This is a genomic window from Skermanella pratensis, from assembly GCF_008843145.1.
GTDB classification, from domain to species: domain Bacteria; phylum Pseudomonadota; class Alphaproteobacteria; order Azospirillales; family Azospirillaceae; genus Skermanella; species Skermanella pratensis.
This window is the reverse complement of sequence record NZ_CP030265.1, coordinates 95,015-114,027: the sequence shown is the minus strand read 5'-3', so window position 1 is coordinate 114,027 and position 19,013 is coordinate 95,015. Positions and strand designations below refer to the sequence as shown.

Genomic DNA, 19,013 nt, shown 5'->3' with positions numbered 1-19,013 from the left:
CTTGCGGCTTCAGGCCAAAGGCATGGGGGCCGGGCGGCCGAAGGAACCATACGGAGCTATGGGGTCTTTGCCAAGTCCGGCACCGGCCGCTCCAGCCCGGGAATTCCGGCCAGCAGCCGCTCGATCGCCCGGGCAACGCCGAGCACCGCCCGGTCGGCGCCGTACCGGCCGCAGATCTGGATGCCGAACGGCGTTCCGGTCGCGTCCAGCCCGCAGGGAACCACGACGACCGGATGGCTCAGCACGGTCAATCCATAGGTGATGGCGAGCCAGTGCATGTAGTTCCGGGTCGGCGCCCCGTTGATGGTCTCCGGATACCACTGCTCGACCGGGAAGGGCGGGACCGCCACGGCGGGGCAGATCAGCACGTCCGCCCCTTCCATGAAGGTGACGAACCGGTTGAAGTACCGCGTCTGCTCGGACATGGCCCAAGCGATGTCCCTGATGTCCAACCGCAGGGCGGCTTCCATGTTGGCGATCACGTTCGGGCCCAGGGCGTCACGGTGCTTCTCGAACTTCTCCCGGTGGGACCCCACGAAGATGACCGAGCGCAGGATCTCGAACACCGTGTCGATCCCGGCGAGGTCCGGCCCCTCCTCCGCCACGCTGCCGAACGCGCCGGACATCCGCCCGACCGCGGCCCGGAACGTCGCCCGGATGCCGTCGTCGACCGGGGCGAAGCCCAGGTCCTCCGACACCGCCACGCGCAGCGACGCCGTGTCCACCTCCGGCAGGTTCAGGAAGGCCGACGGGTCGGCGCAGCCGGGCAGCGGATCGCGCGGATCGGTGCCGGCCATGGCCGACATCAGCAGGGCGGCGTCGGCGACGGTCCTGCCCATGGGGCCGTCCACCGAGGACGGCGACCAGGCCATGCCCCGGCGGTCGCTGGGGACCATGCCGGGCGACGGGCGGTAGCCGGTGATGCCGCAGAAGGCGGCCGGCGTGCGCAGGCTGCCGCCATGGTCGGAACCGGTGGCGAGCGGAACCATGCCGCAGGCCAGCGCCACCGCGGAGCCACCGGACGAGCCGCCGCAGGTGCGGGCGGAGTCAAACGGGTTGCGGGTCGCCCCGAACACCGCGTTCCGGGTATTGGCGCCGGTGCCGAATTCCGGCGTGTTGGTCTTGCCCAGCACGATGGCGCCGGCCCGGCGCACCGCGGCGACGACCCGCTCGTCCTCGGCCGGGACGTGGTCGGCAAAGAGTTCGGAACCGTAGGTGGTGCGCACTCCGCCGGCGTCGCTCAGGTCCTTGATGCCGATCGGCAGCCCGTGCAGGAGACCCAGCGGACCGCCGCCCATGACGGCCGCCTCGGCCTCGGCGGCCTCCATGCGCGCCCGGTCGAAGCAGCGGCTGACCAGGGCGTTCACGGTGGGGTCCACGGCCTCGACTCGGCGGATGCAGGCATCCACCAGCTCGCGCGGGGAAATCTCCTTGCGTCCGATCATCTGCCGGAGGGTGACGGCATCCAGATCGCACAGGTCCTGGGAAGTCATGACGTTTCCTCTTTTCTGCCGGCCCCTCGGGGCCGGTTCGCGTGCCCTTGCTACGCTGTCTATCAATCACGCCTTGCGGAGTCCCGGCAATTTGGAGAAATTGTCGCTCCGGATCTTTCGGATTAACCTTTTCAGCTCCACGCCCGCGGCCAGGATCACCGACATGCCTCACGCCAGCCAGATCCCGGTGCCGTCCGCCGGGGAGGCGCAAGCCGCTCCGCAGTCGCTGCTGAGCTGGATCTGGCGCTCCTACCTGCGCGCCGCCCTGATACCGCTGCTCTTCGTCGAACTGGCGCTGATCGGGGTCTATCTCTTCTCCAACGCCCTGATCCGGGATGAGAACCTGGAGGCGATGCGCACCGTCGCCCGAGACCAGCTGACGCGCACCGCCCGGCAGGAGGCGGAGACGCTGAACGCGACGCTGGCCGGGATAAGCTCAGCGACGTCCCTGCTCGCGCGCCAGGCCGAGCTGGCCTACCGCACGCCCTGGCAGCCATCGCCGGAGGAGGTCGAACGCTACGCCTACGGGCCGCGGGGATCGTGGTACACCACGCGCGACATCGGTCAGGGAGCCGCCTTCTACAGCGGCATCGTGCCGGTGGGCGAGACGGAGCGGGCCAAGGCGCTCCGGCTGTCCCAGCTCGATCCGTTCCTGAAGAACCTTCAGCGGACCAACCCGCTGATCGTCCAGGCCTATCTCAACACCCGGGACAGCCTCAACCGGATCTACCCGTATTTCGACGTTTCCGGCCAATATGCCGAGCTGATGGACATACCGTCCTTCAACTTCTACTACGAGGCGGACGCCGCCCATAATCCCGACCGCCGGACGGTCTGGACGGACGTCTACGTCGATCCGGCGGGCAGCGGCTGGATGGCGTCGGCCATAGCGCCGGCCTATCTGGACGGCGTGCTGGAAGGCGTGGTCGGCGTGGACGTCACGGTGGGCCGGTTCGTCGAGCGGATCGCCGGGCTGGAACTACCCTGGGACGGCTATGCCGTCCTGCTCAACCGCGACGGCGTGCTCCTCGCCTTGCCGCCCGCCGCCGAGCGCGACTTCGGGCTGACCGAACTGACCGAGCACCATTACGACAAGGCCATCATGGCCGACACCTTCAAGCCGGACGACTTCAACATCTTCCGGCGGCCGGACCTGAAGCCGCTGGCGGCCCTGGTCGGGACCTCCGCCGCCGGGGCCGGCACCCTGGCGCTCGACGGTGCCGCCCGGGGTGGAATAAACGATGGCGGATCGCGCCTGGCATCCTGGGCGACCATCGGCGAGACCGGCTGGAGGCTGCTGGTGCTGGCGCCGGAAAGCAGCATCTTCGCCGACGCGACGGCGCTGAAGGACCGGTTCGACCGCATCGGCCTGATGCTGATCGCGGCGGTGACCCTGTTCTATGCCGGGTTCTTCGCCCTGCTGTACCGCCGCGCCCAAGGCATGAGCCGGGCGATCTCCCGCCCGCTGGGCGAGGTCGACGCGATCACCGACCGGATCGGCGCCGGCCAGGACCTGGAACAGGCGCCCCGCTTCGGCATCCTGGAGCTGGAGCGGACCGCCGACCGAATCGTCGCGATGGGACACCGGCTGGCCGACCACCGGCGGGCCATCACGGCGACCACCGACGCGCTGGAGGCGCGCAACCGCCTGCTGGCGACCATGCTCGATACCGTCCCGGTGCCCCTGTTCATGCTCGACCCGTCCGGCCGCTACATCGGCTGCAACGGCCATTTCGCCGAGTTCGCCGGGGTGCCGCGCGACCGGGTGGCGGGGCGGACGCCGGCCGACCTGTTCGGCGGAGCGGCGGCGCAGTTCGCGCGGGACGCCTCGGGCACGACGGCGAGCACCGGCTCGGGCGGCGGCGGGATCCGGCAGTACGAGGCGGTGCTGCACAACGCGGCGGAGGGCGAGGATCGCACGGTGATGGTCGGCGAGGCCGGCTTCCGCGGGGCCGACGGCGCCGACGCCGGCATGGTCGGCACCTTCTTCGACGTGACCGACGCGCAGCGCGCCGCCGACACCCTGCGCCGCGCCAAGGAGCAGGCCGAGGCGGCGGATCGCAGCAAGTCGGAGTTCCTGGCGAACATGAGCCACGAGCTGCGCACGCCGCTGAACGCCATCATCGGCTACGCCGAGATGCTGGCCGAGGACGCCGAGGACCGGGGCGACGAGGCCTACGTTCCCGACCTGGAGAAGATCCGCTCCAGCGGCAAGCACCTGCTTTCCCTGATCAACGACATCCTCGACCTGTCCAAGATCGAGGCGGGCCGCATGTCGGTCGACATCGCCCCGTTCGACGCCGACCTGCTGGTCGAGGAGGTGCGGGCGATCTCGGGTCCCCTGGCGGACGCCAACGGCAACCGGATCGAGGTCGAAGGCCGATCCCGCCTGGGGATCGTCCTGTCGGACCAGACCAAGCTTCGGCAGATGCTGCTGAACCTGGTGGGGAACGCCTGCAAGTTCACCTCGGGGGGAGTCATCCGCATTTCCTCCCGCTGCATCCGGGCGCCCGCCCATGCCGTGGAGTTCACGGTCAGCGACACCGGCATCGGCATGACGCCGGAGCAGCTCAGCCGGCTGTTCCGCCGCTTCACCCAGGCCGACGCCTCGACCACGCGGCGCTACGGCGGGACCGGGCTGGGACTGGCGATCAGCCGGCATTTCGCCGACATGCTGGGCGCCCGGATCAACGTGTCGAGCGAACCGGGCAAGGGAAGCACCTTCACCATAACCCTGCCGGTGGAATCCAGGGACGCGGCGGCCGCGCCGCCCGGAACGGCCGCGGAGGAACCCCGGCCGGACGCCGCGGTATCCGGTCCGGCGGACGATCCGGGTCCGGCGGCGCCCGGCCGGACGGTCCGGGTGCTGATGATCGACGACGACCCCGACCTGCACGACGCGGTCGACGGCGCCGTGGAGCGCCACCGTACCGCCGATCGCCTGGCCGGCTCGTTGGCCGGCACGCTGATGGTTCTCCATGCCTTCGGCGGGACCGAGGGGCTGCGGATGGCCCGCGCGCTACGCCCGGATATCCTGGTGCTGGACGCGGAACTGCGCTGCCGCGACGGCCGGTCGCTGCCGGAAAACCTGATCGCGGAGTTCGGCATGGCCTGTCCGCCGCAGGTCCTGCTGGTGCCGTCGGGCTCGGAACCGATCCCGTTCAACCTTCTGGCCGACGCCGCCGAATGCCTGGCCAAGCCCGCTTCCGCCGACGCCATCGTCGAGGCGATCCGCCGCGTCGCCGGCGCCGACGCCCCGATGCCCGCGGCGCAGGTCGCCAGCGCCTGCGACGTGCTGGTGGTCGATGACGACGCCGCCGCCCGAGACGTGCTGCGCCGGACGCTGGAACGCGCCGGCTTCACCGTCGCCGAGGCCGAGGACGGGCTGGCGGCACTCGACCGCATGCAGACCGGCCGGCCGCTCGCCGTGGTCCTTGACCTAGACATGCCGGTGCCCGACGGCTTCCAGGTGCTGGAGATGATGCGCGGGGACGGCCGGCTCAACGGCATTCCCATCGTCGTGGTGACCGCGCTGGACCTGGACGAGGAGCAGGTTGTCCGAATGGACGGGCAGGTTGATCGTGTGTTACGTAAAGGTGCATATGAACGGGACGATCTGGTCAGGACGGTCCGCCGGCTGATCGTCGGAGAGCGGGCCGATCGCGAACTTGCCGATCTTGCGGGACCGTGACGGGAGGCCTTGATTGACTTGTATCCTGATCGTCGAGGACAACGACCTGAACCGCGACATGCTGTCGCGCCGCCTGACACGGCGCGGGTTCCGGGTGATCGTGGCGATCGACGGCGCTGCCGGAGTCGAGACGACGATCCGCGAGCATCCCGACCTCGTCCTGATGGACATGAGCCTGCCGGTGATGGACGGGTGGCAGGCGACCCGCACCATCAAGGCCGATCCGGCGACCTCGGCGATCCCGGTGATGGCCCTGACCGCCCATGCCATGACGGAAGACCGGGAGCGCGCCATGGCGGCCGGTTGCGACGAGTTCGAGACCAAGCCGGTCGACATCGACCGCCTGTTGGCGAAGATCGAGGCTCTGCTGACCCGCTTTCCCGCGGTGAGCAGGTCATGAGCGATGTTCAGCTCACCATCGAGGCGGCCCACGGCGAACTGAAGCGGCTGACCGGGAGCATCGCCGGCCACGGCGCCCGCGTGAAGGCGGCCGAGCCCTCGATCACGGACGAGGACGACGTCAAGATGCTGGGCTACATCACGGTCTCGATCGCGTCGCTCCAGGACCTGACCGGCACCGGCACCCCCGCCGACCTGCTGAGCCGGCCGCACCGGCACGCCATCCGCAACTGCCTGAACGCGATCAAGGGCGGCGCCCAGCTTCTGGTCGAGGGCGCTCCCGACAACGGACTGGAGCCGGACGGACCGGCCGCCCGAGCCGCCGAGGCGATGGCCGAGGACAGCGACGCCATCCTGGCCTGCCTGGACGCGGTCCGCGTCGAGGCCGGGACGGAGTGACGGCGGATCGTGATCCTGACCGAGCCCCCGCTCAGAGGTACAGCCGCTCTCCCTCAAGATCCTTGTAGAGATCCGCGACGTACTCGCCGTATCCGTTGTAGAGCTGGGTCGGCACCATCTCGCCCGTGCCCAGCACCCGCTCCTTGGCCTGGCTCCAGCGGGGGTGGGGCACCTCGGGGTTGACGTTGGCCCAGAATCCGTATTCGGCGGCCTGGATCTGTTCCCAGAAGCTGACCGGGCGCTGGTCGGTGAAGGTGAAGCTGACGATCGACTTGATCGACTTGAACCCGTACTTCCAGGGCACCGCGAGTCGCAGCGGCGCGCCATTCTGCTTGGGCACCGGCTTGCCGTACATGCCGGTCACCATGAAGGCCAGCTCGTTGGTCGCCTCGGCCATGGTCAGCCCCTCCATATAGGGCCAAGGGTACCAGAACTGGCGCTGCCCGCTCGCCATCCCGGGATCCTGGAAAGTCCGCATCGCCACGTATTTCGCGGAGCCGAGCGGCCGGGCGAAATCGACCAGCGCCTTCATGGGAAAGCCGCTCCAGGGCACCGCCATGGACCAGGCCTCGACGCAGCGGAGGCGGTAGAGGCGCTCCTCCAGCGGCATCTGCTTCAGCAGCGCGTCGATATCGACGGTCTTCTCCTGCTCGACCATGCCGTCGAACGTCACGGTCCAGGGCCGCAGCTTGAGCTTCTGCGCCGCCCGCCAGATGTTCTTCTGGGATCCGAACTCGTAGAAATTGGTATAGGTGGTGGACTCCGCCGGGTCGGTGACCGGCCGGTCCAGCGCGAAACGCTCGTTGCGCGGCACCGGGTAGAGGCCGGCGGTCGGATCGTCCGCCGCCACTTCCGTCTGTCCGAACGCCGGTCCGCCGAAGACGGAGCCGGCCGCCGCGATGGCCGGCGCTGCCACGGCGGCCTTCAGCAGGCTGCGCCGGTTCAGGAAGACGTCTTCGGGGGTCGCCGCCGATTCCGGCAGTTCCCATCCCCGTCTGGATCGGATCAGCATGGCATTCCTTCCTCGGCAATCTTCGGTCGGGTGCGGGACCCTGTCGCCGATAGATTTGACCTTGGAGCGGTGCGCGTGCAAATCAAGTTCGGGTGATCGCGCCGTGATGGCGCAATCACCGGGGCCGCGATCACCCGGACTTGCGGACCTCAGCCTTCCAGCATGCTGCGCAGCATCCAGGCGGTCTTCTCGTGGAGTTGCATGCGCTGGGTCAGCAGGTCGGCCGTCGGCTCGTCGCCGACCTTCTCGGCGGCGGGGAAGACCGACCTCGCGGTCCGCACCACGGCTTCCTGCCCGGCGACCAACTGGCGGATCATCTCCTCCGCCTTGGGCACGTCGGTCGCCTCCTGGATCGAGGTCAGGGCCGAGTACTGGGCGTAGCTGCCGGGAGCCGGGAAGCCGAGGGCGCGGATGCGCTCGGCGATCAGGTCCACGGCCAGCGCCAACTCGTTGTACTGCGTCTCGAACATGAGATGCAGCGTGTTGAACATCGGCCCGGTCACGTTCCAGTGGAAGCTGTGGGTCTTCAGGTAAAGCGTGTAGGTGTCGGCCAGCAGCCGGGACAGGCCCTCGGCAATCTCGCGGCGGTCGTTTTCGGCGATGCCAATATCGATCTGCATTATTCGTCCCCCTGGAAACTCGGATCAGAACCTGATCCGTAGCACAGATGTGGGGGTCCGGACACGAACCGGCAAACGGTCTTTTTAGAATGGTTCCAAAGTTTGTGACCTGCACGAATCGCATGGCGTAACGATTCAGGCCGGATGCCTTCCGGCCCGGCCTGCCGCGTTTCGCCCCATCGCGAAAGCGTCAGTCGACTTGCGCGCTCAGCACTTCGGCAGGCCCGTCCGGATCGATCGGCGTGCAGGTGGCCAGTTCATGGTCGAGCCAGGGATTCGCCAGGACCTCGCCTTCGTCGGCCTCGGGCAGCAGCAGATGCATCCCTTCGCGCCCGGCCAGTTCGGCCTGGTCGGCGGCGACCTTGCGCGCTCCCGCCTCGTCCGGCGCGCGGACGATCAGCCGGCGGGTCTTGCGGTAATGCTCCCATTTGCGGGCCAGGGGGAGCACGGGTTCCAGAACGAAGAACGGCATCGGATCGTCTGTTCCTTCGGCCGCCGGCGGCTGGATGCCCCCGGCGGCAGTGGGGGGTTAGGCTCGCCCGATCAGCTCGCCCAATCAGCTCATGGAGGAGCGAAGCATCCAGGCCGCCTTCTCGTGGGCGTCCATGCGATGGTTCATCAGGTCTTCGGTGACGGTGTCGTTGGCCTCGTCGCAGATCTGGACGACGGCGCGGCAGGCCTGGGTGACGGTCTCGTTGTCACGCACCAGCTGCTCCAGCATGCCGCGCGCGTCGGGTACGCCGTGCTCGTCCTCGATCGTGCTCAGCTTCAGGAACTGGCTGAGGCTGCCCGGCGCGAAATAGCCCAGGGCGCGGATGCGCTCCGCGATTTCATCGACCGCGGTGGTCAGGTCCGTATACTGCGTCTCGAACATCTCGTGCAGGCTATGGAACTGGGCACCCGTTACGTTCCAGTGAAAGCCATGTGTCTTGCCCAGCAGCGTGTAAGTATCGGCCAGCACCTTCGCCAAGCCGTCGGACAGGGCCTTCCGCTGGTCTTCGGCGATACCGGTATGGACGGCCATCGGCTCATGGGACTGCTCGGTCGAACTTTCGAACGCCATGGTTCTCTCCTTGAAACATCGTGGATTCACTTGTCCACCCTGCCAATCCAAACTTGGCCGCACCGCGGCCAAGTCAACCCTGACGCGGCACAGCCGCCGCATTGGGCTCGGGGCAGGCGGGATTCCCTGTTTCAACGAGAAATCGGGGAAAAGGTGCCGTGACCCGGCACATTTGACGCGGTCGCGGATCGCCGCAGGCGGGCCGGGCGGGCCAGCCCCCTGCCGGGAGCCGGACCCGCCGTTCCGTCACTGCGCCGCGACCAGCGCCTGCCGCATCTCGACCGCCCGGTCGGCCAGCCGGCCGGTCAGCTCCGCCAGATGGTCGAAGCTGGTGGTGAAGATGCCGAGGCCCAGGGTCAGCGAGCGAAGCTCGACGATCAGGTCGCGAAGTTCCGCTTCCGGCATCAGGGCCTTGACCTCGTCCCAGCCGTCCCAGCCGGCGCGCCCGTCGAAGCCCAGGATCTGGCCCCGGCGGCCGGTGATCAGCCGCTGCACCTTGGCCGTGAACTCCGTAGGAGCCGCGATGGTCACCTGCAGGATCGGCTCCAGCAGCACGGGGTCGCATTTCGGCATCGCCTCGGCCATGGCCATGCGGCCGACCGTCTTGAAGGCCTGCTCGCTGCTGTCCACGGCGTGGAACTGGCCGCCGGTCAGGGTCACCGCGACGTCGACCACCGGGAAGCCCAGGGGCCCTTGCGCCAGGTATTCCCGCACGCCGGCCTCCACCGCCGGGATGAACTGGCGCGGCACCACGCCGCCGACCACCTTGTCGTCATACACGAACCCGCTGCCGCGCGGCAGCGGCCTGACCTCCACATGCACGTCGGCGAACTGGCCGTGGCCGCCGGTCTGCCGCTTGAAGCGGGCATGCTGGGCCGTTCCCTTTCGGATCGTCTCCCGGTAGGCCACCTGCGGCGCCCGCGACCGGACCGGCAGGTTGTACTTGGTGCGCAGGCGGTCCATCGCGAGCTGGAGATGGATGTCGCCCTGCCCCCACAGCACGATCTCGCCGGTATCGGCGTTCTGGTTGACCGACAGGGACGGATCCTCCTCGGTCAGCTTGGCCAATGCGGCGCTCAGCTTGACCTCGTCGTTGCGCTGCTCGGCCGAGATCGCGGCGGAGTAGACCGGCGAAGGCGGCGCCGGCCACAGCGGCGCCCTGGTCCGGCCGCCCTGGTCGTCGAGCAGGTCGCCGGTCACCACATGGTCCATCCGCCCGAACGCCACGACCTCGCCGGCTCCTGCCGCCTGCTGCTTGTGCTGCTCGTGCCCGTGCATGCGGTAGATGCCGCTGACCCGGTCGCCGCCCAGAGTCAAGCCGTCGGTGACCTCGCCCTTCCAGACCCGCGAGAAGCTGAGCTTGCCGGCGTGCGGCGCATGGTAGGTCTTGAAGACCTGCGCCACCACGCCCGCGGCCCCGGGGATCTCCAGCCGGGCCGCCGTCGCCGCGGCCTCGGGCGTCTCGTGGCGCAAGGCCTTCAGCAGGCGCCGGACGCCGTTGTCGTTCTCCGCCGATCCGATGAAGACCGGGACGATCAGGTCGGACGCGAGGTCCTTGGCGAGCTGCCGATAAACCTCCTCCTTGTCCGGCGCCACGTCCTCCAGAAGCTGCTCAAGCAGGCTGTCGTCGAAATCGGCCAGCGCCTCCAGCAATTCCTGCCGGGCCGCCTGCTCGCGCTCGCGCACCGTGTCGGGCACCTGGACCAGGTTGGACGGGGCGTGGGGGTTGTAGTGGTAGGCCCGCTCGCTGACCAGGTCGACGCAGCCGGTGACGGTGTCGCCCTCGCGGATCGGCACTTGGCGAAGCACCAGGGGGCGGGCCGACGCGGTCTGGAGAGCCTGCATCAGGTCGCGCACCCGAACGTCCTGAGTGCCCATGGCATCCACCTTGTTGACGAACAGCATGTGCGGGATGCCGTTGTCGTCGAGGTACTTGAACAGGGGTGCCAGCATCGGCGCCTTGTCCGCCGTCGGCTCGCACACGACGACCGCGACGTCGGCGACCATCAGCGCGGCCTGGCCCTCGGCGGACAGCTCGACCGAGCCGGGACAGTCGAGGAACGTCCAGCGCTCGCCGAGGTAGTCGGCGCTGGCCAGGCCGACCTCGACGCTCATCTTGCGGGCGCGCGCTTCCGGCGCGCTGTCGCCGACCGTGTTGCCGTCCTTGACGGAGCCTTTCCGGGTGACGGCGCCCGCCGCGAACAGCAGGCTTTCCATCAAGGTGGTCTTGCCGCTGAGATAGGGGCCGACGAGGGCGGCGCAACGTGGCCCCGCAATTCTGGTGCTTGGCATTCGGAACCTCCCAGTACCGTTCTGACGGATCGGGGGCGTCCGCGGGTTCGGCCTGTCTTGAAACGACGGCCGTGGACGTCGTCGACCCGCTACCGTATCGGTACGATCGATCGTCCTCCCGCCGCCGATGACTGTCCATGAAAAAGAACATGCTGCACCGCCGAAGTGGTGCGACAGTCCCGCGCGCCGGCGATACCTTTTGCAAACTATACCAAATGTTCTGTCTATTCTTACCCCCGCGACCGGGCATTCATCTCCATTGACAACCATATCGTTTGTATTAATAGCTGTGCTCGCGTTTTGCAGCTATTCCGACCGGGAGAATGATGATGCGCCTGTTCATCGGGGGATGGAGCGGCAGGATAGCCCTGGTCGGGGCCATCGTCCTGATGCTGACATGCGCCGCCGGAGCCGACCCCGCCAAGCCGACGCGGGAGGAGGTGGAGGCGCTGACGCTGAAGGCGGCGACGCTGATCGATTCGCGGGGGATCGAAGCCGCGCGGGAGGTCTTCAACCAAGCCGGCGAATTCCGCTTCGGAGAGATCTATGTCAACGTGATCGATTTCACCGGGACGTGGCTGGCCTATCCGCCCCGCCCGGCCGGAGTCGGCCAGAACGTGATCAACCTGAAGGACGCCGACGGCCGCTTCATGGTCAAGGACATCCTGAAGGTCGCGACGGAGAGCGGCCAGGGCTGGGTCAGCTACCGCTGGCTCAACCCCGTCTCCAACCGAATCGAGCCCAAGAACTCCTTCGTGAAGCGCGTTCCGGGCAAGGACCTGGTGGCCTATATCGGCATCTACGAGTAGGGCGGCGGGACGCCGCCCCTCCCCACAAAAAGAACGCCCGCAAATCGAAAGACTTGCGGGCGAGTTGAACAGGGAGGCTTCACGTCTGGGAGGCTTGGGAACTGTAGTTCCAAGTGGTTTCTTGACGTAAAGCCAGAGGCTGTAGGACCCTGTTTTAATATTGATTTCACCACTTCCGTGTTACATTGGGGTACCGGGGATAACGCCCGAGCAACTCAGTTTTTGGTACCCGATTGGTACCCGAAGGTCAGGTTTCACGTCATGCCAACCATCAAACTGACCGCGCGGACGGTCGAGACACTCAAGCCTCCTGCGGCCGGCCGGGATGAGTGGTGGGACTCATCGCTTCCCGGATTCGGCATCCGCATCACCGACAAGGGTACGCGGTCTTGGGTCCTTATGTATCGCATGTCCGGCGGAGGACCGAAAAGGCGGATGACGTTGGGTACTTTTCCCATGTTGCCTCTGGCTGAAGCGCGCCAAGCGGCTGGTGATGCGCTGCAAAAGGTCGAGCGCGGCATTGATCCGGTGGCCGAGAAGGCCGCCGCAAAGCTCAGAGACTCCACAGCGGCTCAGGTACGGCCACCGGACACCGTTGCCTCGGTTGCGGCTGAATATGTCGAGCGGCACGCGCAGCGGAATACTCGCCGGCCTGAAGAGGTTGAGCGGCTGTTCCGGCTGTATCTGGTGCCGACATTGGGTGACCGTGACATCACCACGGTGACGCGGCGCGACATACGCGACCTGATCGACGGGATCATCGACGCCGGTAAGCCTGTCCAGGCCAACCGCGTCCAGGCCGCGACCCACGCCTTGCTGGTCTGGGCGGTCGGGCGGGAAATCATCGAGATCAATCCGGCGGCCGGGCTGCGCCGCCAGACCAAAGAAAAGGCCCGGGACCGGGTCCTCACCAATAATGAGTTCCGCGCCGTCTGGAACGCCATCGATGGGCTTGGCTATCCTGCAGGTCCGTTGTTCAAGCTGCTGATCTTGACCGCTGCCCGACGTGACGAGGTCAGAGAGATGCGGTGGTCGGAAATCGACTTCCAGAAGGAGGTCTGGACGCTTCCAGCCGATCGGTCCAAGAACGGTGTCGCGCACCCGATCCCGCTCTCAACTGTCGCACGGGAGGTGCTGGGCGAGGTGCCGCGCTTTCCTGGTGTTGATTACGTGTTTTCCGCCAGGGGCAGCGGCTGCTGCTACACAAACCTCCAGAAGCCGAAGGGCGCCATTGACCGAATTACGGGCGTTACCGGGTGGACGCTGCATGATCTTCGGCGCACGGCCGCGACAGGTATGGGCGAGCTGGGCGTCAGCGGCGAGACGATCGCGCGCGTGCTGAACCATAGCGAACGCGCCATTGCTGGCGTCACCTCCCGGTATGCGCGGGCGGATCACAGCGCGTCCAAACGCGACGCATTGGAAGCGTGGGCGCAGCACATCCTGAATTTGGCTAGTCCGTCGCTTGACGTGTAGCCAAGTGGAAAGCAAATCAGCGGTCTCAGTTGAACGCTGGTCTTGCGTCTTTCATGAAGTGGCGGCGATCGCCAACCCGTCCAGACCGGGTCGATTGTACCGGCCGCCCAACTCGCTGGAGCCAGCGCGGCGTGAGGCAGATGACGTCAGTCATCAGCTTGGCGGTGAAGCCGAGTGACAGAAGCCAGATGACGCGAAGAAGGCGGTGCTCGATGGCGGAGCCGGCGGCCTTGTACGGGCGCTCCCGCTCTGGCGTCGGCCTTGCGCGGCCAAGTACAGGGTCTGTGATATGTCGAGCACGTGGCAATCCCATGCCCGTTGCAAAACTGAGGCTCCGCCCTGTTGCCGGAGCTTCTTGATGCGGTGCTTCTGATAGTGTGCGACCTGCGCGGCCAGCGGCAGCGATGACGGACGCCCTGGTCGCACTGCAAGCAGAGTCGCCATGATAGATGCAATATGTCTTAAATTCACTTCAGTGAAAGGATCCCTTGCTATCGGTATGATCCTCCGATTCATCCGAGCTTTCTCGACTCGGTCAGATGTTCGACAGCCAATTTCCTGCCGATGCGGATCACTCAAAAGAAAACTTAACCAAGCCAAGTATAGGAAATTAACTGTCAAGGTTAACTAGCTAGTTTCTCCGTTAAGGATCTACCTCAATTGAGTTATTGATAAACCTTTTTGTTGCAGCCTTGGTTTATCATATGTATTACCACCATAAGACATGAGAGAACAAGGATTTGTGCAATGAGTATTTATTATCGCTTCGATGATCTCGCAAAGGCAGGGATCGTCAACAATCGGGTCACCTTATCTCGATGGATCAAGAAGGAGGGGTTTCCAGTTGGCGTGAAGCTTGGTCCGAATACCCGCGCATGGCCGAAAGATGAAATCGATCGGTGGTGCTCTTCTCGCGTGACCGGTAGGTAGAGGTCAGCCTTACCGCGATGGCCCTGATCAGGACGGTCAAAATCCTGATCCAGTAGGCGCCGCCTCTAAAGCCAATTCCCGTCATGGCGTAAGCCGTGACGGGCTCCAACCATCAAACCTCAAATACAGCGTTCATTATAGGTGTATTCGGTCTTGCCGATCCCTTTACGCTGTCCCATCGCAGGGGCAAACTATGGCCGATCATGGGCCTGACAACCTCCAAATCCTGATCTGCACCGGCTCCGGTCGTGCAGCAAAGCAGTTCATTCTCAACGAAAAGGGCGTGCGGAGGTCGATCCCTTACCATGCCGGCAAGTGGTTCATGCCGCGCGTTGTCTCTGTCAACAGCTTCAATGACATGGCGACCGCGCTGGAGAACTTGGCATCTCGTCCTGATTGCTTCGTCATACGTGGCACGTTGCGTGAAGACGTGGAAGCAAATATCGGCGACAACATATATGCGACTGTCATGCGTCGCTCCAAAGGTCCGTCTGACCCATTTAGAACCGTTAACCGCCGCTGGATCGCAATCGATTTCGACGCCATTCCCGCACCAGCCGGGACCGATCCAGTCATCGATCCAGAGGACGCCGTCGAGTATCTGATTGGGTTGTTACCGCCCGAGTTCCACGATGTAAGCTGCTCATGGCAATGGACAGCATCGCAAGGCTTCAAGCCAGACACTCTCAATGCCCGATTCTGGTTCTGGCTTCCCTTTCCAGTAGGCGACAAGGAGCTGCACCGGTGGGCTGAACATGTCAATGCCGAGGCTGGCTGCAAGCTGATCGACCCGGCATTGTTCAATCCCGTGCAGCCCCATTACACCGCAGGCCCAATCTTCGACGGTATGGTGGATCCGCTACCTCGCCGCTTTGGGCGCCGCCAAGGACTGGAGGATGAAGTTGCGATTGTGCTGCCCCAACCGCCGGATAGGACACGACAACGGCAAACCGACGGGGCGGGAAGCTATCGCGATACCGGCGGCGTTGAAGGCTATCTCGCCCGCATGGGGGACGGTGACGGACTGGATGGCTTCCATCAGCCGATCAAGCGGGCGGTCGCGTCGGCGGTTCGGCTCCTCGGACCGGATCTGGATCAGGAAGGATTGAAGGCACGAATCCGCGTTGCTATCGAGAAGGCCCCAAAGCGGCCCGACCGTGGTGCCGACGTGGCCCGATATGCCAGCGATGAATTCCTCGACCCTCTGATCACCAGGATAGTTGGTTGGGAGCGCGAGAGCCGCGGCCATGCTGATGCGCGGTCCGCAACCGCGTCCGCTCCGACCTATCCGTTACCCGTCACTGACGTCGCCGACGTACGTGCCAGGGTCAGAGCGACCGTGGAGCACATGCTCGGCGAGGCGCTGGCATATTGGAAATTTTACGACGACTACCTGCTCGCCAGAGCGCTGCGGGAGGCCGGGTTGCCGGTGCCGGGCGGGAACCTGCGCGGACTTTATCGGGGAACTCCTACCGAGATAGCTCTACGGGCCGACTGCGGTATTGGCAAGTCGAAGATCACTCGTGCGCTGACTGATACCATGCTGCAGGGAAGACCGGGCTCCAAGGTGATCGTTGCCACGCCGACCGTCGAATTGGCCGAGAAAGCCGCATCAGATGCACGCGCTATGGGCCTGAAAGCCGTTGCCATCCGCGGGCGTGATCAGCCTGTACCCGGTTGGAGGTCAGGTCCCGATAGCGATAAGGCGCCTCGCATGTGCGGAGACCCCGATGCGGTCCAAGACTGCAAGGATGCAGGCGTTGCGATCGAGAAGTCCGCCTGCATCCGCGTCGTCGGCGGAGCCGAGCTTCGGTGTTCGCTCTTCGAGAGATGCCGATATCAAGCCCAGAAAAGCGAAGCCGAGCAGGCGGACGTCATCTACATGGCGCACCAGTACCTGTTCCACCCGAAGTTCGGCTTCATCGGCGACGTCTCTCTCGTTGTCATTGACGAGAGCTTCTGGCAGGCTGGCCTTATGGGTCTTGGCAAGGCTCGCATCACGCTGAGCTGCGCTGGACTGCGGGAGACACGGTATATCCACGCCAGAGGCGGCCGAGTTGATGACGGAGCCACCAACGATTGGAACACCTACGCTCGTCGGTTGGCGTCGGCGATCAGCAGCAACGGTGAGGGGTGGTTGACCCGTTCGGCGATTGAGGCCGCCGGCATCACCGAGGAAATCGCTGAAGCGGCTTCCCACTTGGCCTTGCGGTTGCGGGTGGACCCAGGCATCACCCCGGGAATGGACCCGCAGAAGCGGCGCAGGCAATCCGAAGCCACCCGCGAGATCAATCAATTCTGCAAGAAGGCGAAAGCCGCCTGGAATGCCATTGTCGAGATGTTCGCCGCCGGCCGGGGAGCCACGGGAAACATCCATTGCGGCGTTGTCGATCGCGACCGGGACGGTGGCGAGATCATCGGTGTCCGGCTGCTGTACCGCAACAACATCCACACCGATTGGCATGGGCCGACGCTGCTCCTGGATGCGACCATGCGCGAGGAACTGATCAAGCCCTATTTCCCCTGGGTGATGGTCAATTGCACGCCGGCCGTCACCATGCCACACGTCACGGTGCGGCAGGTGGTTGGCGCTCCTGTTTCGGCGCACAAGCTGATCGACGATGACCGCCGCCGACCCAAGGACAAAACGACCGCCGCCAATCACCAGACAGCAATCCATCGCTTCGCGCGTATAGCCGCTCGCGGCAAGAACCAAGTCTTGCTGGTCGCGCAGAAGAAGGTCGAGGCGCGCTTGAACGCGATAGGGCTGCCGGCGACGATGGAGACGACGCACTTCAACGCTACGGCGGGCATTGATAGCTGGAAGGCGATCGATCAGCTTCAGACCTATGGCCGCACCCTTCCAGGACCTCAGGAGGTGGAGTTCATGGCGGCGGCGCTGACCGGACAGGCGGTCCAATTGTCAGATCAGGACGGGTGGTACCAGCAAGTACCCGGCGGCATCGCAATGGCAGATGGCACGACCTATGGGGTGACATTGGACCGGCACTGGCACCCAGTGGCAGAGGCGATCCGCTGGGCAATTTGCGAGGGCGAAGTCATACAAACCATCGGCCGCGCCCGCGGCGTGAACCGCACAGCAGCCGATCCCTGCGAGATCATCATCGCCACCGACCTGCCGCTGCCCATTGCGGTCCATGAGGTGGTGCCTTGGGAAGCGCCGGATCGCTTCGACGAGATGGCGCTACGCGGCGCGGTGCTGGAGAACGCGGCCGACATGGCGCGGGCATATCCCGATCTCTGGGAAAGCCACGAAGCGGCGAGGAAGGCAAGACAGAGGAATGGGACAAACGCCTATAATGGTATATATATAAAGGAGTTTGTCCCATTCCTCGTTCGCTATCGGCTTGCCGGAGCCGGCCAGAAGGACCGGAACGCTTGGTTCAACCAAATGGTGATAAATGATCTGCGAGCATGGCTGACGGATCGCCTCGGTCCCCTAGCAGATTTTGAGGTTCTGGCGGAGCATGAAACCCGCGATGTCCCGACAGAGCCAGTTTCGTGACAACCCTGGACAGATGCCGCGCCGGCACGGATTGAAAGTCGCGTCGTGGTGAGGAAAGGAAGGCAACAAATCGGTCGGTGAAATGCCGCTCCGGAAATGAGGATCGTCTGATGCGATCAGCGCCTGCGAGGCGTTTTGCCATCTATCCGCAGCCGACTCTATCGGAATGGGTTTGCTACCTCATCCGGCATATCGGGTGGCGCGATCTTATCTGGCAGGCTCTTCTCGTTCTCCAGGACCTGGACCACCTCGTCGAGCACCGCCTTCAGGATCCGGGCATGTTCGAGCCCGGCCTTGTCGCGGGTCAGATCGATGCTGCCATGGAGCGACACGCGGTCCGTCCGGTTCTCGATCGTCAGATCGCCGATTGCGAGCGCCTCGCTTTCGTTCGCGAAGGGGGAGATGGTCTTGTTCATGGCGGTTACCTCAACGCATAAACTGCATCAGTCTGTCCAGGATCGTGTCCACGTTCCAAGGGCTCTCGGTCTGCTTCTGGCGCCTGCCCGGCAGCTTCGGGTCCGGCAGAGCCATCGCGTGATTCTTGACCGACGATGCAAGCCCCGGGAACGGATCGATCCCGGTGATCTGCTGAAGCTCGGCGATCGATACACCTCGCCACTGATCGCCATCGGCATTTTCCACGAGATAGGCGGCCGCCTGTTTGCGCTTGGGATCGTAGACGGCCTTGAAGATGTGGGTGGGCACCAGCACCCGTCCGCGCAGGCGCTGCAGGGTCGCGCCCTGGAAGCCCGGGCCGCTGACGACGTACAACTCCCCTGACTTGCGCGCGAGGCCACGCGCGGCGGACTCGATGCCCGACCACAGGCCGCGGTTGCTCTGCGGATCCTGCGGGATGATATTGGCCAGGGAGAAGCTCTCGTGCTGCGCCTGATCGTTCGGCATATCGGCGGCCGGCGCGAGGTGGCCACGGTCGAAGCCGGAACGCGCGTAATCATCGAGATCGGCGCGCTCACCGAGGGGCAGCTTGGTCTCCTCATGGAAGGTGTCCTTGCGCACAGTAGCCACTGCCGCGTCGAGCCCTTTCCGGGTCAGGTGCTCGGCCGCCCAGAGTGGGGTACGCGTGATGCCGGAATGCAGCACGGCGAAGGCCGAGTAGCACAACGCCCGGGTCTTGGGGCGGAGCTTCGGGTTGACTAGGTCCGGCGCGCTGTCGTGTGGGAAGAACTGCGGGCACCCGGTCGGGGCGGCCAGGGAAACAGTCGTCATGCCAAAGGTCAGGCATAACACAAGAGCAGCCACGACGACGAGGCGCCTCAGCATACGGTCACCAGAAGATACCCGT

At 65.4% G+C, this 19,013-nt stretch carries 14 protein-coding genes; 6 read left to right on the top strand and 8 right to left on the bottom strand.

The window, feature by feature from the left end; all coding sequences use genetic code 11:
• Positions 1-56: 56 nt before the first annotated feature.
• Positions 57-1,493 carry an amidase gene (locus DPR14_RS00440; protein ID WP_158043407.1) on the bottom strand — a complete coding sequence of 479 codons (1,437 nt, stop codon included), beginning with the start codon at positions 1,491-1,493 and terminating at the stop codon, positions 57-59.
• 163 nt (positions 1,494-1,656) lie between these two features.
• On the opposite strand from DPR14_RS00440, the gene DPR14_RS00435 reads away from it, so the two are divergent.
• Genes DPR14_RS00435 through DPR14_RS00425 form a run of 3 tightly spaced genes read left to right on the top strand, consistent with a single transcriptional unit; the run spans position 1,657 to position 5,982 of the window.
• Complete coding sequence (locus DPR14_RS00435; protein ID WP_192499199.1) at positions 1,657-5,184, top strand: ATP-binding protein; 3,528 nt, start codon at positions 1,657-1,659, stop codon at positions 5,182-5,184.
• 13 nt (positions 5,185-5,197) lie between these two features.
• Positions 5,198-5,584: a response regulator gene (locus DPR14_RS00430; RefSeq protein WP_158043405.1), complete on the top strand. Its 387-nt coding sequence runs from the start codon at positions 5,198-5,200 to the stop codon at positions 5,582-5,584.
• Positions 5,581-5,982: a hypothetical protein gene (locus DPR14_RS00425; RefSeq protein ID WP_158043404.1), complete on the top strand. Its 402-nt coding sequence runs from the start codon at positions 5,581-5,583 to the stop codon at positions 5,980-5,982. The genes DPR14_RS00430 and DPR14_RS00425 overlap by 4 nt, the downstream gene beginning before the upstream one ends.
• Before the next feature lie 31 nt (positions 5,983-6,013).
• On the opposite strand, the gene msrP is transcribed toward DPR14_RS00425, so the two are convergent.
• The 5 genes from msrP to DPR14_RS00400 form a co-directional block, all read right to left on the bottom strand.
• Positions 6,014-6,994: a protein-methionine-sulfoxide reductase catalytic subunit MsrP gene (msrP, locus tag DPR14_RS00420; RefSeq protein WP_158043403.1), complete on the bottom strand. Its 981-nt coding sequence runs from the start codon at positions 6,992-6,994 to the stop codon at positions 6,014-6,016.
• A gap of 149 nt (positions 6,995-7,143) precedes the next feature.
• On the bottom strand, positions 7,144-7,614 hold the full coding sequence (locus tag DPR14_RS00415) for a Dps family protein (RefSeq protein WP_158043402.1): 471 nt from the start codon (positions 7,612-7,614) through the stop codon (positions 7,144-7,146).
• 190 nt (positions 7,615-7,804) lie between these two features.
• Positions 7,805-8,086 (bottom strand): hypothetical protein, encoded by a 282-nt coding sequence (locus DPR14_RS00410; protein ID WP_158043401.1) that lies wholly within the window; start codon positions 8,084-8,086, stop codon positions 7,805-7,807.
• Positions 8,087-8,170: 84 nt separating this feature from the next.
• The gene (locus tag DPR14_RS00405; protein WP_158043400.1) at positions 8,171-8,677 is read right to left on the bottom strand and encodes a Dps family protein; all 507 of its coding nucleotides are present in this window, start codon (positions 8,675-8,677) and stop codon (positions 8,171-8,173) included.
• A 246-nt stretch (positions 8,678-8,923) separates the two neighbouring features.
• Entirely contained in the window at positions 8,924-10,969 is a 2,046-nt protein-coding gene (locus DPR14_RS00400) for an elongation factor G (RefSeq protein WP_158043399.1), read from the bottom strand.
• A gap of 329 nt (positions 10,970-11,298) precedes the next feature.
• Here DPR14_RS00400 and DPR14_RS00395 point away from each other — a divergent pair, with 329 nt between their 5' ends.
• The 3 genes from DPR14_RS00395 (at position 11,299) to DPR14_RS00380 (ending at position 17,710) form a co-directional block, all read left to right on the top strand.
• The gene (locus DPR14_RS00395; RefSeq protein ID WP_158047918.1) at positions 11,299-11,778 is read left to right on the top strand and encodes a cache domain-containing protein; all 480 of its coding nucleotides are present in this window, start codon (positions 11,299-11,301) and stop codon (positions 11,776-11,778) included.
• A 261-nt stretch (positions 11,779-12,039) separates the two neighbouring features.
• On the top strand, positions 12,040-13,254 hold the full coding sequence (locus DPR14_RS00390) for a tyrosine-type recombinase/integrase (protein ID WP_158043398.1): 1,215 nt from the start codon (positions 12,040-12,042) through the stop codon (positions 13,252-13,254).
• A gap of 1,123 nt (positions 13,255-14,377) precedes the next feature.
• Positions 14,378-17,710, top strand: coding sequence for a hypothetical protein (locus tag DPR14_RS00380; RefSeq protein ID WP_158043396.1), 3,333 nt, complete (start codon positions 14,378-14,380; stop codon positions 17,708-17,710).
• Positions 17,711-17,868: 158 nt separating this feature from the next.
• Here DPR14_RS00380 and DPR14_RS00375 read toward each other — a convergent pair whose 3' ends face one another.
• Entirely contained in the window at positions 17,869-18,126 is a 258-nt protein-coding gene (locus DPR14_RS00375) for a hypothetical protein (RefSeq protein ID WP_158043395.1), read from the bottom strand.
• Positions 18,127-18,136: 10 nt separating this feature from the next.
• Positions 18,137-18,991 (bottom strand): DNA/RNA non-specific endonuclease, encoded by an 855-nt coding sequence (locus DPR14_RS00370; RefSeq protein ID WP_192499198.1) that lies wholly within the window; start codon positions 18,989-18,991, stop codon positions 18,137-18,139.
• Positions 18,992-19,013 lie beyond the last annotated feature (22 nt).